The sequence below is a fragment of the Clostridium sp. MSJ-8 genome (assembly GCF_018918325.1).
GTDB lineage: Bacteria > Bacillota > Clostridia > Clostridiales > Clostridiaceae > Clostridium.
On record NZ_JAHLQH010000049.1, the window covers coordinates 115,429 to 131,938 of the forward strand.

Sequence of the window (16,510 nt, forward strand, 5' to 3'; positions counted from 1 at the left end):
AAGGGAGTACATTCAAAAATGATGTACTCCCTTAATGATGTTATTCATACCTATAAATAAAGGAGATATTATAATTATTGCCCATTTCACTAAATTATATACATTAAATAATAAAAAAAATCATATTATTTATTAAAACTGCAAGGATGTGATGATGTTTATGGATCTTAATGGCTTAAGCACTCTTGCTCTTTTAATGTATTTAGACGAAGGCTTAGTTACAAATCTATCTTCTTTAATGTTAAGTGGCTATATCAATATAAGAACTACTAAACTTATTCAAGATAGAACATTGTTAGGTAATGCAGCTATAGAAGAGAGAAATAGAGGATATGAAGAAGATAGAAGAGGGGATGAGAGAAGAGACGGGTTTAAATCTGACAATTATTATAATGTAGGTAGTTGTGAAGAATCAAATTTTAATAGAGGTTTTCTAGAAAATAGGGAATTTATAAGACGAGAAGAAGAGTTTCAGAGAATATATACTACATTTACGCTTCATAGTCAATTGATACAGGAGATAGGAAATAAATACGATGTTAAAGAATTTGATAATATAACAATAAACGAAAATCAAGTAAAGGCAGGGGATTATGTAAGTATTCATGGAGAGCTTACTAGTAAATCAGTTAATTCGTATGTGGATTCAGTTCTAACTGTATTTAATTGCTTTGGATGCGAAAACCTTAATAATATGATTTCACAAAACTTCAAAGATAAGTGCTGTATGGATTTTAATTCTATGAATACATTTATGAATCATTTAAGTGAAATTTTAAATAAAAATTCTACTGAAGATTTAATACTTACATGTGGGAATACTCAAGTTGTTTTGAATGTAAATGATAATTATTTTATGAATAATAAAGCATATGTATATGATAGAGTGGATTGTCCATGTACTGTATTTGGTAAAGTATTAAAAGTTGCTGCAAGTGGTGAATGTATAAGTTTACTTAGAAAAACAGCACAACAAGAATATTATGAAAAAGTATTAGATAATTTTTGCCCATATTGTGATGCCATGACAAGTAGTGGTATAGTTGTCCCAGAAATGCCAAATTTAAAATGTGAAGGAGTATCACTAGTAGTATTACCAATTAGTATTTCTATATAATTGGATCAATAGTAAATAAATCTATAGATCCAATTACTTTTATGAATTTATTTGACATAATGGTTAATAATATGTAAAATAAAGAATGTAAATGATAAATGAATATTTTGTGATGAAGAGAAAGAGTAATAAATTATATGCTTTTTAGAGAGACTAGGGGTGGTGCAACTAGTTAAGCAGATTTTATGAAAGGAATCTCTGAGCAGAAAGTAGAGAGAATCTATGTAGTGAAAGATGGGCTTAAGCCAAGAAGGGTGGAACCGCGGAATGATATTTCGTCCCTTTATGGTAAGAGCTTTTTTTGTTCTCTAGGGAATTAAAATAAATTATATCTAACTTTTAAGGAGAGGATAGTAACATGAAATCAATTTTAACAGTAATCGGTAAAGATCAAGTAGGAATAATTGCAGGAGTAAGTAATGAATTAAGTAAATTCAACATTAACATATTAAATGTTAACCAAACAATTATGGATGGATATTTTACTATGATGATGATGCTAGATACTAGTAATGCTAACAAGAGCTTTGAAGATATAAAAAAGGATCTAGAATTAAAGGGAAAAGAACTTAAAGTAGACGTTAAGATTCAAAGAGAAGATATATTCCAAAAGATGCATTCACTATAAGAAAAAGGTGGTTTAAAGATGAGTACAAATATTACTACGAATAATATATTAGAAACTATCAAAATGATAGAAGAAGAAAAATTAGATATTAGAACTATTACTATGGGAATATCATTATTAGATTGTATAGATTCTGATGGAGAAAAAGCTAGAAAGAAGATATATGATAAAATAATGAGATGTGCTAAAGACCTTGTAAAGGTCGCTAATGAAATACAAACAGAGTTTGGTATTCCAATAGTAAATAAGAGAGTTTCAGTAACTCCTATATCTATTATTGCAGGTGCAACTGATGATGAGAATTATGTTGAATTTGCAAAGGTATTAGATAAAGCTGCTGAAGATTTAGGAATAGACTTCATTGGAGGTTTCTCAGCATTAGTACAAAAAGGATGTACTAAGGGAGATAAGATATTAATAAAATCTATTCCAGAAGCATTAGCTTGTACTAAAAAAGTTTGTTCTTCAGTAAATGTAGGATCTTCTAAGAGCGGAATTAATATGAATGCTGTTAGAGATTTAGGTGTTATAATGAAGGAAACAGCAGAATTAACTAAGGAACAAAAAGGCTTTGGTTGTGCAAAATTAGTAGTATTTGCAAATGCAGTAGAAGATAATCCGTTTATGGCTGGAGCTTTCCACGGAGTAGGTGAAGCTGACGTAGTTATAAACGTTGGAGTAAGTGGACCAGGAGTTGTAGAAAGAGCTATAGAAAAGGTTAGAGGAGAATCTTTTGACGTTCTAGCTGAAACAATTAAGAAAACAGCATTTAAGGTAACAAGAATGGGAGAACTAGTTGCACAAGAAGCTTCTAAGAGATTAGGGGTTCCATTTGGAATAATAGATTTATCACTTGCACCAACACCAGCTATAGGTGATTCAGTTGCTCATATATTAGAAGAAATGGGACTTGAAACAGTTGGTACACATGGAACTACAGCTGCTCTTGCAATGTTAAATGATGCAGTTAAAAAAGGTGGAGTAATGGCATGTAGTCATGTTGGAGGATTAAGTGGAGCATTTATCCCAGTATCAGAAGATGCTGGTATGATAGATGCAGTAGTAGGTGGATCACTTAATTTAGAAAAGCTAGAAGCTATGACTTGTGTATGTTCAGTTGGATTAGATATGATAGCTGTACCAGGAGATACATCTGCATCTACATTATCAGCAATGATAGCTGATGAAGCTGCAATAGGTGTTATTAATAATAAAACAACTGCAGTTAGAATAATTCCAGCTCCAGGATGTAAAGTAGGAGATATGGTTGAATTTGGAGGATTATTAGGAAGAGCTCCAGTTATGAGAGTAAACCCTAATTCATCAGAAGCATTTATAGCTAGAGGTGGTAGAATACCAGCACCAATTCACTCATTTAAGAACTAGTAATTTTAAGTGTTATATGTTTCTATAAATTAAACAATATCATTAAGAATTTCTAAATATTAAAAAATTAAGTTAGCCAAATGTTGTAAGCTCACAAAAGCTTATATAATACAACATTTTTAATGCTAACTTAATTTTTTCTTTTACTCTTTAGGAGATTATATATTGTTTGTAGTTATTTTTATTCTTCTACTTTGTAAATTACTATGATATAATTTACTATGAAAAGCTAAATTATAATGGAGGAATATAGCGTATGACGAAAATGATTTCATGGAATGTGAATGGTATTAGAGCAGCAATTACTAAAGGCTTTTTAGATTATTTTAAGAAGGAAGATGCAGACATTTTTTGCATTCAAGAAACAAAGTGTCAAGTAGGTCAAGTAGAATTAGAACTTGAAGGCTACTATCAATATTGGAATCAAGCAGAAAAGAAAGGTTATTCTGGTACGGCAATATTTACTAAGAAGAAACCTATATCAGTTACATATGGCATGGGGATAGAAGAGCATGACAAAGAAGGCAGAATAATTACATTAGAATATGAAGATTATTATGTTATAACAGTATATACACCTAATTCTAAGAGTGAACTTGAAAGACTTGAATATAGAATGGTATGGGAAGATGATTTTAGAGCATATCTTAAGAAATTAGAAGAGAATAAGCCTATTATTGTATGTGGAGATTTAAATGTAGCACATACTGAAATAGACCTTAAGAATCCTAAAACTAACACCAAAAACGCTGGTTTTACTATAGAAGAGAGAAATAAGATGACAGAATTATTAGATTCAGGTTTTATAGATACGTTTAGATATTTTAATAAGGATGTAGAAGGTGTATATTCATGGTGGTCTTATAGATTTAAGGCTAGAGAGAAAAATGCAGGATGGAGAATTGATTATTTTTTAACTTCAAGGAGTTTAGAAGATAGATTGATAGGGGCAAAGATTCATACAGAAGTATTAGGATCAGATCATTGTCCTGTAGAATTAACTATAGAATAAGGAGTTGAGATAAACTTATGGAGAATTTTTCCGTGATTGGAATAGCTATGTGCATTGTATTAGGAGTTTTTTGGGGGATTGAATTGCTTAGCTTATTCTTTTCAATAGCAGAGAGAGGAAAAAGAGGTTACATACCATTACATTTATTTGGATTGATAACATTAGGTCTTGTAGAGCTTTATGCATTATGTGAAACTTTATCGATAGATGGTTTCTTTGATAAAAAGCTTATTGTAGTAACAGTTATTTGTGCATTTATATTTTTTATAGCTTTAGGATGGGATAGCCTTAGAGTTGAGCGAGTAATCCAAGAAGGTAGGAGAAATAGACATTGTAAAAAAACAGAACATAGAAGAAGACCGCAAGTTACAGAAGAAAGAAATCAGTCAATTAATTAAAATTGACTGATTTTTACTCTATAGGAAGTTGTATAGAATTTAAATATGAGAAAAGTATTAGAATAGAAGGAATATATAATGGTAAGAATAAAACTAGAGAAAAATAAAAAAGAAGAGCCTATATTTAAATTATACATAAAAAATTCTGATATAGAAAAATATAGATTTTTAAAGAGAGCTCTAATTGAAAGTAAAAAAGGCAAAGAAAAGGACTGTTATATTGTACCTATTAGATTTTTTGAGCCTATTTTTAGGAATATACCTAAAGAAGATATTAAGGTAGATAAGAGATCTATATTGTTTTATTTAGAATTTTCTGATGATTATGATGAGAAGTATTATTATAGAACTTCTGCTGCAGCTACATATATGAAGAAGTGGAGAGAAGAAGGATGCCCCCATATATATAAGATAAATCTTAATATAGAAGAAGCATCTATATCTAAAGAAATAGCATTTAAGAGAATATCATTAAATAATATTATAGAGCACGAGGAGAAGAAGGATGTTTAAGATAGGATGTCATTTATCAACAACAAAAGGATATTATAATATGGGGAAAGAAGCATTATCTATAAATGCTAATACATTTCAATTCTTTACAAGAAATCCAAGAGGTGGCAAGGCGAAGGATATAGATGAAAAGGATATAGATAAATTATTGCAATTAATGAAAGATAATAATTTTGCAAAGATATTAGCACATGCACCTTATACCCTTAATGCAGCATCTAAGGATGAAAAAACAAGAAGTTTTGCAGTTGATATGATTAAGGATGATCTTAGAAGAATGGAGTATCTTCCTGGTAATTTATATAACTTTCATCCAGGATCACATGTTAAGCAAGGTGTAGAAATTGGAATAAACTATATAATAGAGGCACTTAATAAATCTTTAGAAGAAAGTCAAACAACTACAGTGCTACTTGAAACAATGGCTGGTAAAGGAACAGAAATAGGAAGAAGTTTTGAAGAAATTAAATCTATAATAGAAGGTGTGGAGTTAAAATCTCATCTTGGAGTGTGTTTAGATACATGCCATGTGTACGATGCAGGATATGATATAGTTAATCATCTAGATGATGTTTTAGATGAATTCGATAGGATTATAGGATTAGATAAACTAAAGGCTATTCACTTAAATGATAGTAAAAATCCTTATAATAGTCATAAGGATAGGCATGAAACTATAGGAGAAGGATATATAGGATTAGATGCAATAGTTAATATTATTAATAATCCTAGATTAAGAGATCTACCAATCTTTTTAGAAACACCTAATGAATTAGAAGGACATGGAAGAGAGATAGCACTGCTTAGAGAAAAATATAAATAATGTGGAGGAAAATAATTTTTTTATGAATTTAGTAACAGTTGAAAATGTAAGTAAAAGTTATAGTGAAAAGGTATTACTTAAGGATGTATCTTTAGGTATAAATGAAGGCGATAAGATAGGTATAATAGGAATTAATGGAGCAGGTAAGTCTACATTATTAAAAATTGTTGCAGGCAAAGATGAATTTTTTGATGGAACTGTAACAAAGGGTAAAAATGTAAGGATAGCATATCTGTCTCAGAAGCAAGATTTTAATGAAGAAAAGACAGTTCTTGAAGAAATATTTGTTGGAGATTCTAGAGAGATGAGACTTCTTATGTCATATGAAGAATTATTAGAGAAAATATCTATAAGTAGTGATGATAAGCTTAATGAGAAATTATTAAAGCTTCAAAGCGAAATAGATGATTTAAATTTATGGTCTTTAGAAAGTGAAGCAAAAAGTATATTGTCAAAGCTTGGAATAAACAATTATAATGACAAAATAAAAGTATTATCGGGTGGACAACGAAAGAGAGTTGCTTTAGCTCAGGCACTTATTACACCTAGTGATTTACTTATTTTAGATGAGCCTACTAACCATTTAGATGCTGATTCTATAGAATGGTTAGAAGAATATCTTAATTCTCGAAAAGGTGCATTGCTTATGATTACTCACGATAGATATTTCTTAGATAGAGTATCTAATAGAACAATAGAATTAGATAGAGGTAATCTATATGTTTATGATGGTAATTACACTAGATTCTTAGAGAAGAAGATGGAGAGAATGGAGAGGGAAGAAAGTGAACAGAAGAAATTAAATTCTTTAATCAAAACCGAACTAAAGTGGGTTAAAAGAGGTGCTAAAGCTAGAACCACTAAACAAAAAGCAAGACTTCAGAGATTTGATGAATTAGTTAATAGAGAATATATTAAGCCACCTGAGGATATAGAGATTAATTTTATAGGTAGTAGATTAGGTAAGAAGATTATAGAGATAGATAATTTGTCTAAGTCATTTGGAGATAAGAAGATAATACAAGATTTTAATTATATATTTACTAGAACTGATAGAATAGGTATAGTAGGTAAAAATGGTGCAGGAAAAACTACATTGATTAATCTATTAAGAGGTCTTATACAGCCTGATAGTGGAGTTATTACTATTGGCGAAACTGTAAAAGTAGGTTGTTTTGCACAAACAGATGATGAAATGGACAACAATATGAAAGCCATCGATTATGTAAGAGAAGGTGGTGAATATATAGAAGTGGCAGATGGAACTAAGATAACAGCTTCAACATTGTGTGAAAGATTTTTATTTGATGGCACTATGCAATATACCAAGATAGAAAAGTTATCAGGAGGAGAGAAAAGAAGATTATATCTTTTAAGAATTCTTATGGAATCGCCTAATGTATTGTTATTGGATGAGCCTACTAATGATTTAGATATTAATACACTTAACATATTAGAAGAATTTTTAGATTCTTATGCAGGAGTAGTTGTTGTAGTTTCACATGATAGATACTTTTTAGATAGAATATGTAACAAGATATTTTCTTATGAAGGAAATGGACTGGTTAAAGTATATCATGGTAATTATAGTGATTTTCTTATATCTAAAGAAATAGAGTCTATACAGAATGAAAGTAATCAAGTAAAAGAAAAGAAAGTTGTTCAAAAAAGACAAAGAGAAGATAAACCTAAGTTTACTTTTAAGGAGACAAAGGAATATGAACTTATAGGGTCTGAGATAGAGAATCTAGAATTAAAGATAGAAGAATTAGAGAAACTAATGGAAGAAAACTCTTCAAGTTATTCAAAACTTCAAGAATTAGTTGATGAAAAAGAACAAGCAGAAGAAGAATTATTATATAAATATGAAAGACTTGAATATCTTGAAGATAAAGCAAGACAAATACAGGAATATAAATCTAAATAATACATTATATAAACTTTGTTACAAATAATTAAAAGTATAGAAACATGTTTATAATTGAAATGTTCACATAAGTAAAATATAATTATTTGTAGGAGGGGATTGGGTTGAAGTATGAGATAAAAGGAGAACCATTTCCAGCAGTTACATGTTATATTGAGGATGGTGAAACACTTATAACAGAAAAAGGTTCGATGTGTTGGATGAGTCCTAATATGTCTATGGAGACTGTTGGAGGGAGTGTTGGCAAAGCTTTTGGTAGGATGTTTTCTGGAGAAGCAATGTTTCAGAATAAATATACTGCAGTAGGAGCAGAAGGTATGATAACATTTGCATCAAGTTTTCCTGGAGTGATCAAAGCTTTTGAGATAACACCAGATAGAGAGATGATAGTACAGAAGTCTGGATTTTTAGCAAGTGAAACAGGTGTTGAATTATCAGTGTTTTTTCAGAAAAAATTTGGAAGTGGATTATTTGGCGGTGAAGGATTCATAATGCAGAAGTTATCAGGGAATGGAATAGCTTTTGTAGAATTTGATGGACATATTATGGAGTATGAGCTTGCTCAAGGAGAAAATATGATAATAGATACAGGATATTTAGCTGCTATGGAGAGTACTTGTAGTATAAATATACAAACAGTAAAAGGAATAAAAAACAAGTTGTTAGGTGGCGAAGGAATCTTCAATACAGTAGTTACAGGACCAGGTAAGATATATCTTCAAACTATGCCTATTAATTCTGTAGCATCATCATTAGCACCATATTTACCAATTACAAAATAGATTATAATAAGGTTATTATATAAGTTATAAATTAATATTTAACGTAAAAAATCGACAAGGCCATTATGGAACAGTCGATTTTTTTGTTTATTATGATAGATAAAAAATATTTTTTAAAAGTGCTAAATACTTAAATTATATTAAAGTAATAGAAATATATAAGTATTTATGGGATAATTAAAAAGAAAGTGTATGATAACAATCTTTTAAAGGTGCATAAACTAAAAATAATTAAAGTAATGGAGAAGATTTATGGAATTATATATAACATTAAAAGGAAAAAAAGATCCTATAATATTTAAAGGAGATAGAATAGATATATTAGATTTTGAAATGAATGGAGTGGAATACAAGCAAATTAGATATTTTAGGAAAGGATTCTCTAAATCTGAATATATAGATAAAAGTCTTATAGTAAAAATTCGCGAAAAAAAATAGAAAAGACTAATTCAAAACATTTGGTGAGTAATGGTTTCAATTGAACTAGTCATTTCTTCGTTGTCTAATTTTAACATAAAAAAGCTAGAAATACAATAAAAATCTGAAAACAAATCAAAAAATATATATTCGTGGAAAAATATGAGTAAAAATTGATTTTTAGGAAGGAAATAAATATGAGTAAGACATTAGTTATAGCAGAAAAACCATCAGTTGGTAGAGATATTGCAAAGGTTCTAAAATGTAATATAAATAAAGGTGCGTATATAGAAGGAGATAAATATGTCATAACATGGGCATTAGGGCATTTAGTAGGGCTTATGGATCCGGAAGGATATGGAGAAAAGTATAAGACATGGAGTATGGATACACTTCCTATGTTACCTAAGTATATGAAGCTTACAGTGCTTAAGAAAACTTCTAAACAATATAATGAAGTAAAAAAACAAATGTTAAGACAAGATATAAATGAAATAGTTATTGCAACTGATGCTGGTCGTGAAGGAGAATTAGTTGCAAGATGGATTATAGATAAAGCTGGAGTAAAAAAACCTCTTAAGAGATTATGGATATCATCTCAGACTAATAAAGCAATAATTGACGGATTTAATAATTTAAAAGATGCAAAAGAATACGATAACCTTTATAGAGCCGCAGTTGCAAGAGCAGAGGCAGATTGGTTAGTTGGACTTAATGTAACTAGAGCATTAACTTGTAAGTATAATGCTCAGCTTAGTGCAGGGAGAGTACAATCACCAACTCTTGCTATGATAGTAAATAAAGAAGAAGAAATTAAGAATTTTAAGCCAGTATATTATTATAATCTTTCAGCAAAGGCTAATGGATTTACTTTAAATTGGATAAATGATAAGAATAATGGTTTAATATATGATGAAGATTTTGCAAATAAGATATTGGCAAAGGTTAAAGGAAGTGAAGGCGAAGTAATAGAAATAAACAAATCTGATAAAAAGGTTTATTCAAAAGCATTATATGATTTAACTGAGCTTCAAAGAGATGCCAACAAAATATGGGGGTATTCAGCTAAACAAACGTTAAATATAATGCAAAGATTATATGAAAATCATAAAGTATTAACATATCCAAGAACAGACTCAAGATATATTACAACAGATATAGTAGCAACAATTCCAGATAGGCTAAAAGCAGTAGCATTTGGAGAATATAGAATTTATGCAGATATGCTTCTTAAGTCCACTATTAAAGGAAATAAAAATTATGTAGATAATAGTAAGGTTTCAGATCACCATGCGATAATTCCTACGGAGGAAAAAGGAAATTTGGCAAATCTTAGCTTGGAAGAAAAGCATATTTATGATTTGGTTGTAAAAAGATTTTTAAGTGTAATGATGCCACCTTATATATATGAACAAACGAAAGTTAAAGTAAAGGTAAACGGAGAAACATTCATAGCTAAAGGAAATGTGACTAAAGATAAGGGATGGAAAAAGTTATATGAAAAGTTTACAGCTATTGATGAAGAAGAAAATACTCAAGAATTACCAAGCCTTAATAAAGGAGAAAAAATAAAGATAAATTCAGTAGATAAAGTTAGAAAGCAAACAACTCCACCAGCGAGATTTAATGAAGCAACTCTTCTATCAGCAATGGAAAACCCTCATAAGTATATAAATGTAGGAAAAGAAGCTGCTAAAACTTTAAATGAAACAGGTGGACTTGGAACAGTTGCAACAAGGGCTGATATAATAGAGAAATTATTTAATTCTTTTGTAATAGAGAAAAAAGGTAAGGATATTTATCCAACTTCAAAGGGAATACAGCTTATAGAACTTGTACCTAAGGACTTAAAGTCACCATTACTAACAGCAAAATGGGAAAGTCAGCTTGATGATATAGCAAAAGGAAAAACAAATAGTAAAAAATATATAGAAGAAATGAAGGAATATGCAACTAAGCTTGTAGAAGATGTAAAGAATGGAAGTGCAAAATTCCATCATGATAATCAAACAGGTAAGAAGTGTCCTAATTGTGGTAAGTATTTACTTGAGGTAAAAGGTAAAAATGGAAGAATGCTAGTGTGTCAAGATAGAGAATGTGGTTATAGAGAAAATCTTGCAAGACTTACTAATGCTAGATGCCCTGAGTGTCATAAGAAGTTAGAAGTTAGAGGACAAGGTGAAGGAAAGATTTATGTATGTATCGGAGATACTTGTAATTTTAGAGAAAAAGCATCTGTTTTTGAAAAAAGGTTTGATAAAAAAGGTAAAATTAATAAAAAGGAAGTTAACAATTATATGAAGAAGATGCAGAAGGAAGCAGAGAAGATAGCTATAGAGGATAATCCTTTTGCATCACTTTTAGGAAAAATGAGTTTTAAAGATAAATAGTTCAAATTCTATTAATATAAAATTAATAACCTAATATATAAAAATCACAAAAAAAAATCCGATAAACACTGTAGAAAAAGAATTTGGTGTGTTTGGAGGAATTCAATATGGAAGATATAAGAATACAGGAAATAAAAGAAAAAAATAAAGTGGCTTACAAAATAGAAATTGCAACAGTCTTTTTTGTGTTTCTTACATTGCTTCTAGCAGTGCTATTTAAAGAAAATTTAATAAGTATAGATATTCAATTAGTTATGGCAATTATAGCTATAATTGCAATATTAGTAAGTCATAAAAAATTAGATCCAGAAAAGTTTGCAGAAGCAGGCATAATATGGATGGCAATATTTTATTGTACAGTAATGCTATGCAATAGATTAGATTATGTATATATATATTCATTTCCAATAGTTTATGTTGTTCTTATATATATGAATAGAAGTTTCATAAAAAAAGGAACATGGATATTATTTTTAAGTAATGTTGTTAATGTTATATCTAGAGGTGTAAGAGGATATATTAATAATGAAAATGGAGCTATGGTTGTAGTTCAAATTTTAATAGTTTTAATTACATGTTATGCAGCTAATAAAATAGGATTTTTATTAACTGAATTTAATAAAAAGAATCTAGAAGATATACAAGAAAAAGCAGAAAAAGAAAAAGAAGTATCAAGTGAAGTTCTTAATATGGCAGAGGAACTTGTAGAAAACTTTAAGTTAACAAGAGAATTGGCACAAAAGCTTAACGAATGTGTAGAAACTAATAATACAAGTATGAAAAGCATAGTTGATATTTCTGATAAGAATATGGAAGCTATACAAAATCAAGCCGAGATGACTAAAAATATTCAAGAGAATATGGAAGAAACTAAAACAGAAGTAGATAACATTAAAGAAACTTCTAAAGCAACAAAAGAAATTATAGATGATGGTGCAAAGATTATAGAAAAGCTTCAAGGTCAAGCATCAGAAGTTAAATCAGCAAGTGAAGAGAGTAAAAATTCTGCTGATAATTTACTTAATAGTATATCAAAGGTTGAAAATATCATAAGTACTATATTAAGTATATCTAATCAAACAAACCTATTAGCATTAAATGCTTCTATAGAAGCTGCTAGAGCAGGAGAAGCAGGAAGAGGATTCTCAGTTGTTGCAGATGAAATACGTAATCTATCAGAGCAAACTGTTGAAGCTACTAATGAGATAACTAATATAATTCATAATTTAACTGTTGATGTTAAGAATGTTGGTGACTCTATTATGGGTGCTTCAGAACTAATTAATATGCAAAATGATATGATAGGTGTTGCAGGTGATAAATTTGCTGGAATAAATAGTAATGTAGATAATTTATATAATATTGTTGATTCTATGGTCCTTATTGTATCTAGTATAGTTAAATCTAATGAGGAAGTTGCTGCTAGCTTGACAGAATTATCTAATAATGGTCAGGATATATATGATTCATCTAATGAAGGATTGAAACAAAGTGGTGATTCTATAGAAGCATTACAACATGTTAATGAAATATTAAATAAACTTTATGATATTGCAGATAATATGAAGAATTTAGTTTAATTTGATTACCAAAAAGAGTGTCACTTTAGTAGTGGCACTCTTTTTAGTGTATAGATAATTATATTTAATTCAAATCTATGAAAAAGCACTGTAACCATAGAATTAATATATAGATATTAAATACTATAAGTTCTTTTCCATAACTGTGTTGATATAGTTTAATCTTTGTTTTAGCAATTAGTATTGACAAATAAGGGAAATAGTAATACACTATATATGAACACTTATTCATATGAAAGAATATTGGTTGTGAAGGAAACGGATGTTATCTGCGACCTTTCACAGAGATATCACATTAATTACGTATGTTAATTTGTAATATAGGTAATTATATGATAAACTTGTAATAAAAAATAATTGATAATGAATTTCAATTACAAAAAAGGGGGAAGCAAATTGTTTTTAGAGGTAAAAAATTTAAAGAAATATTATGGTGAAGGAGAAAACAGAAATGAAGTTTTAAAGGGACTTAATTTCACTATAGACGATGGGCAAATAGTAGTTTTATTAGGACCAAGTGGTTCTGGTAAATCAACATTATTAAATGTCATAGGTGGAATAGATACAGTTGATGAAGGATCTGTTGTTATTGGTAATGAAGATATAGCTGTCATGAGCAAAAAGAATTTATCAAATTATAGAAGAAATAATTTGGGATTTGTATTTCAATTTTATAATTTAATTCCTAATTTAACTGTAAAAGAAAATATAGAAGTGTGTGAATATTTATCTAAGAATCCATTAGATATAGATGAACTACTTAAAACATTAGGATTATGGGATCATAAGGATAAGTATCCTAATCAACTATCAGGAGGACAACAACAACGTTGTGCTATAGGAAGAGCATTAATAAAGAATCCTAAACTTATATTATGCGATGAACCTACTGGAGCATTAGATTACAAAACTTCAAAAGAAATACTTAAACTAATTGAAGATGTAAATAAAAAATATAAAAATACTATAATAATAGTTACACATAATGATGCTATAAAGCTTATGGCAGATAAAGTTATGAAACTTAAAGATGGAAATATAACAAAGAGCTATGAGAATGAAACTAAAGTAGCTGCTAGTGATTTAGAATGGTAAGTAGGTGAAGAAATGAAAAATCCGTTAAATAAGAGATTGCCAAGGGATATGAAACATAACTTTGGTAGATATTTTGTAATATTTATGTTTTTGACATTAACTATAGGACTTATATCAGGTTATTTAGTTGCTAATACTAGTATGCAGATAGCATTTAAGGATAGTTTTAAGAAATATAATATAGAAGATTGTAATTTTGAAATTCCATTTAAAGCTGAAGATACTCTTATAGATACATTAGAAGCTGAAGATATAACTCTATATGAGAATTATTATGTTGAGGAAGATGCGTTAAAAGATACAGCTTTACGTATATATAAAGTTCCAACAAAGGTTAATAAGGTATCTGTATTAAAAGGAAAGAAACCGCATAAGGATAATGAAATAGCATTAGATCGTTTATATGCAGTTGGAAATAACATTGATGTTGGAGATACTATTAAAATAAACAATAAAAATTTTAAAGTAACAGGTTATGTTGCATTATCTAACTATACTGCAGCATTTAAGAAAAACTCAGATATAATGTTTGATTCAAAGAATTTTGGTGTAGCAATAGTTACTGATGAAGGATTTAAAGATTTAAATCAAAAAGAAATTCATTATAGCTACTCATACAAATTTAATGATAAACATTTAACAGATAAAGAAAAAAGAGAAAAAAGTAAAGATATAGTTAAGATATTAAGTAGCAATACTATTGTTACAAGTTATACATTAGAAGAAAACAATCAAAGTATACATTTTGCAGGGGACGATATAGGAAAAGATAAGAGCATGACGATATGGTTATTGTATATTCTTATACTTATAATGGCATTTATATTTGCAGTTACAATAATTAATACAATAGACTCAGAATCAGTAGTAATAGGAACTCTTTTATCTTCTGGATATTCAAGATGGGAATTAGTTAGACATTATTGTAAGCTACCTATTGTAGTTTCTCTTATAGCAGCAGTTATAGGTAATATATTAGGATATTCTTTATTTAAAGGTCTAATGGCTGACTTATATTATGGAAGCTATTCATTTCCAACCTATAAAACAGTATGGAATGCAGAAGCATTTGTATTAACAACAATTGTTCCTATAGTTATAATGATAGTAATTAATATTGTGGCACTTTCGCATAAATTGGCCATTTCACCACTTAAATTTTTAAGACATGATTTGAGCAAGAAAAAAAATAAAAAGGCATTAAAGTTACCTAATTTCAAATTTAAAACTAGATTTAGATTAAGAGTAATAATACAAAATATGTCTAATTATATTGTTTTATTTGTAGGTATTCTATTTGCAACATTCCTTTTATTATTCTGTTTGATGATGCCAACAACAATTGATAAGACTAAAGATGCAATAAAGGATAGCCTTATAAGTAAATATCAATATATATTAAAAACTCAGGTAGAAACTGAAAATAAGGATGCAGAGAAATTTGCAACATATTCTGTTGAATTGAACAAAAAGGTATATTCTTCTGATGAAAGTGTATCTGTATATGGACTTCAAAATGATTCTAAATATGTTAATTTAGATTTTGATGATAATTCTAATGGTGTATATATATGTGATGGTATATTAAAGAAATACGGAGTGCAAGTAGGAGATAATATAGAGCTTAAGGATTCTTATAATGATAAAAAGTATAAGTTTAAGGTCCTAGGAACATATGATTATCCAGCAAGTATGGCCATATTTATGAATATAGATGATTTTAATAAGTGCTTCAATCATGATAAAGATTATTTTAATGGATATTTATCAGATAGTAAAATAAAAGATATAGATGAAGTATATATAGCTTCCATAATAAAGTTATCAGATATGACTAACTTATGTGAACAATTAACTTCATCAATGGGTAGCATGTTTGATATGTTTACAGTTGTATGTGGAATATTATATATTGTACTTATGTATTTGTTAACTAAGGTTGTTATAGAGAAAAATTCAAATAGCATATCTATGGTTAAGGTGTTTGGATTTAATGATAGGGAAGTAAGTAGTTTTTATTTACATGCTACTACTATTGTTGTTATAGTATCACTTATAATAAGCATTCCAATATCAGAATGGTTACTAAGTGTATTGTTTAAAGAGATAATGAAGAGTATGACTGGTTGGTTTACTATGTATATAGATACAATAACTTATGTAAAGACTTTTGTAATAGGTATAATATGTTATATAGTAATTAATTTAAGACAAGTTAGAAAAATTAATAAGATTCCAATGGAAGAAGCGTTAAAAAACAGAGAATAAATGAAAAAATTAAGGTATTATTGTTAGATAACTTATATTTGACAATAATTAATATCAATATTATATGTTCTAAGTAAATAATATAATATCATTAAGTATTTACTAATATAATAAAAAAGAGTAAAGATCCCTAAATACTATAAACTCGCTAAAGCTCAGACAGTATAGTATTTT

At 28.6% G+C, this 16,510-nt stretch carries 14 protein-coding genes and 1 other annotated feature; all 14 genes read left to right on the forward strand.

The annotated features are described in order from the left end of the window. Positions 1-160 precede the first annotated feature (160 nt). Complete coding sequence (locus KQI77_RS11345) at positions 161-1,117, forward strand: hypothetical protein (protein WP_216390540.1); 957 nt, start codon at positions 161-163, stop codon at positions 1,115-1,117. A 103-nt stretch (positions 1,118-1,220) separates the two neighbouring features. Next, positions 1,221-1,403: a binding site (T-box leader), on the forward strand. A gap of 72 nt (positions 1,404-1,475) precedes the next feature. After that, positions 1,476-1,745, forward strand: a complete 270-nt coding sequence (locus tag KQI77_RS11350; protein WP_216390541.1) for an ACT domain-containing protein — start codon at positions 1,476-1,478, stop codon at positions 1,743-1,745. A gap of 30 nt (positions 1,746-1,775) precedes the next feature. Further along, a complete protein-coding gene (locus KQI77_RS11355; protein WP_216390625.1) occupies positions 1,776-3,131 on the forward strand; it encodes a PFL family protein in 1,356 nt (451 codons plus the stop codon). A gap of 256 nt (positions 3,132-3,387) precedes the next feature. Beyond that, entirely contained in the window at positions 3,388-4,143 is a 756-nt protein-coding gene (locus tag KQI77_RS11360; protein WP_216390542.1) for an exodeoxyribonuclease III, read from the forward strand. Between the two features lie 17 nt (positions 4,144-4,160). After that, positions 4,161-4,541, forward strand: a complete 381-nt coding sequence (locus KQI77_RS11365) for a hypothetical protein (RefSeq protein WP_216390543.1) — start codon at positions 4,161-4,163, stop codon at positions 4,539-4,541. A 78-nt stretch (positions 4,542-4,619) separates the two neighbouring features. Next, entirely contained in the window at positions 4,620-5,054 is a 435-nt protein-coding gene (locus tag KQI77_RS11370) for a hypothetical protein (protein ID WP_216390544.1), read from the forward strand. Further along, the gene (locus KQI77_RS11375; RefSeq protein WP_216390545.1) at positions 5,047-5,877 is read left to right on the forward strand and encodes a deoxyribonuclease IV; all 831 of its coding nucleotides are present in this window, start codon (positions 5,047-5,049) and stop codon (positions 5,875-5,877) included. Before KQI77_RS11370 ends, KQI77_RS11375 begins: the two co-directional genes overlap by 8 nt. Positions 5,878-5,899: 22 nt before the next feature. After that, a complete protein-coding gene (locus tag KQI77_RS11380) occupies positions 5,900-7,804 on the forward strand; it encodes an ABC-F family ATP-binding cassette domain-containing protein (protein WP_216390546.1) in 1,905 nt (634 codons plus the stop codon). Between the two features lie 104 nt (positions 7,805-7,908). Continuing rightward, positions 7,909-8,586, forward strand: coding sequence for a TIGR00266 family protein (locus KQI77_RS11385; RefSeq protein WP_216390547.1), 678 nt, complete (start codon positions 7,909-7,911; stop codon positions 8,584-8,586). A gap of 252 nt (positions 8,587-8,838) precedes the next feature. Further along, a complete protein-coding gene (locus tag KQI77_RS11390) occupies positions 8,839-9,024 on the forward strand; it encodes a hypothetical protein (RefSeq protein ID WP_216390548.1) in 186 nt (61 codons plus the stop codon). 176 nt (positions 9,025-9,200) lie between these two features. Further along, positions 9,201-11,393 (forward strand): DNA topoisomerase III, encoded by a 2,193-nt coding sequence (locus KQI77_RS11395; RefSeq protein ID WP_216390549.1) that lies wholly within the window; start codon positions 9,201-9,203, stop codon positions 11,391-11,393. 107 nt (positions 11,394-11,500) lie between these two features. Beyond that, the gene (locus tag KQI77_RS13225) at positions 11,501-12,973 is read left to right on the forward strand and encodes a methyl-accepting chemotaxis protein (RefSeq protein ID WP_216390550.1); all 1,473 of its coding nucleotides are present in this window, start codon (positions 11,501-11,503) and stop codon (positions 12,971-12,973) included. A 396-nt stretch (positions 12,974-13,369) separates the two neighbouring features. Beyond that, a complete protein-coding gene (locus tag KQI77_RS11405) occupies positions 13,370-14,068 on the forward strand; it encodes an ABC transporter ATP-binding protein (protein ID WP_216390551.1) in 699 nt (232 codons plus the stop codon). A 12-nt stretch (positions 14,069-14,080) separates the two neighbouring features. Next, positions 14,081-16,336, forward strand: a complete 2,256-nt coding sequence (locus KQI77_RS11410; RefSeq protein ID WP_216390552.1) for an ABC transporter permease — start codon at positions 14,081-14,083, stop codon at positions 16,334-16,336. Positions 16,337-16,510: the final 174 nt, after the last annotated feature.

Excerpts from the sequence above, each read along its gene's own strand:
- KQI77_RS11375 (WP_216390545.1), top strand. The coding sequence starts at position 5,047 with ATGTTTAAGATAGGATGTCATTTATCAACAACAAAAGGATATTATAAT.
- KQI77_RS11350 (WP_216390541.1), top strand. The coding sequence starts at position 1,476 with ATGAAATCAATTTTAACAGTAATCGGTAAAGATCAAGTAGGAATAATT.
- KQI77_RS11370 (WP_216390544.1), top strand. The coding sequence starts at position 4,620 with ATGGTAAGAATAAAACTAGAGAAAAATAAAAAAGAAGAGCCTATATTT.
- KQI77_RS11345 (WP_216390540.1), top strand. The coding sequence starts at position 161 with ATGGATCTTAATGGCTTAAGCACTCTTGCTCTTTTAATGTATTTAGAC.
- KQI77_RS11390 (WP_216390548.1), top strand. The coding sequence starts at position 8,839 with ATGGAATTATATATAACATTAAAAGGAAAAAAAGATCCTATAATATTT.
- KQI77_RS11410 (WP_216390552.1), top strand. The coding sequence starts at position 14,081 with ATGAAAAATCCGTTAAATAAGAGATTGCCAAGGGATATGAAACATAAC.
- KQI77_RS11395 (WP_216390549.1), top strand. The coding sequence starts at position 9,201 with ATGAGTAAGACATTAGTTATAGCAGAAAAACCATCAGTTGGTAGAGAT.
- KQI77_RS11360 (WP_216390542.1), top strand. The coding sequence starts at position 3,388 with ATGACGAAAATGATTTCATGGAATGTGAATGGTATTAGAGCAGCAATT.
- KQI77_RS11380 (WP_216390546.1), top strand. The coding sequence starts at position 5,900 with ATGAATTTAGTAACAGTTGAAAATGTAAGTAAAAGTTATAGTGAAAAG.
- KQI77_RS13225 (WP_216390550.1), top strand. The coding sequence starts at position 11,501 with ATGGAAGATATAAGAATACAGGAAATAAAAGAAAAAAATAAAGTGGCT.
- KQI77_RS11365 (WP_216390543.1), top strand. The coding sequence starts at position 4,161 with ATGGAGAATTTTTCCGTGATTGGAATAGCTATGTGCATTGTATTAGGA.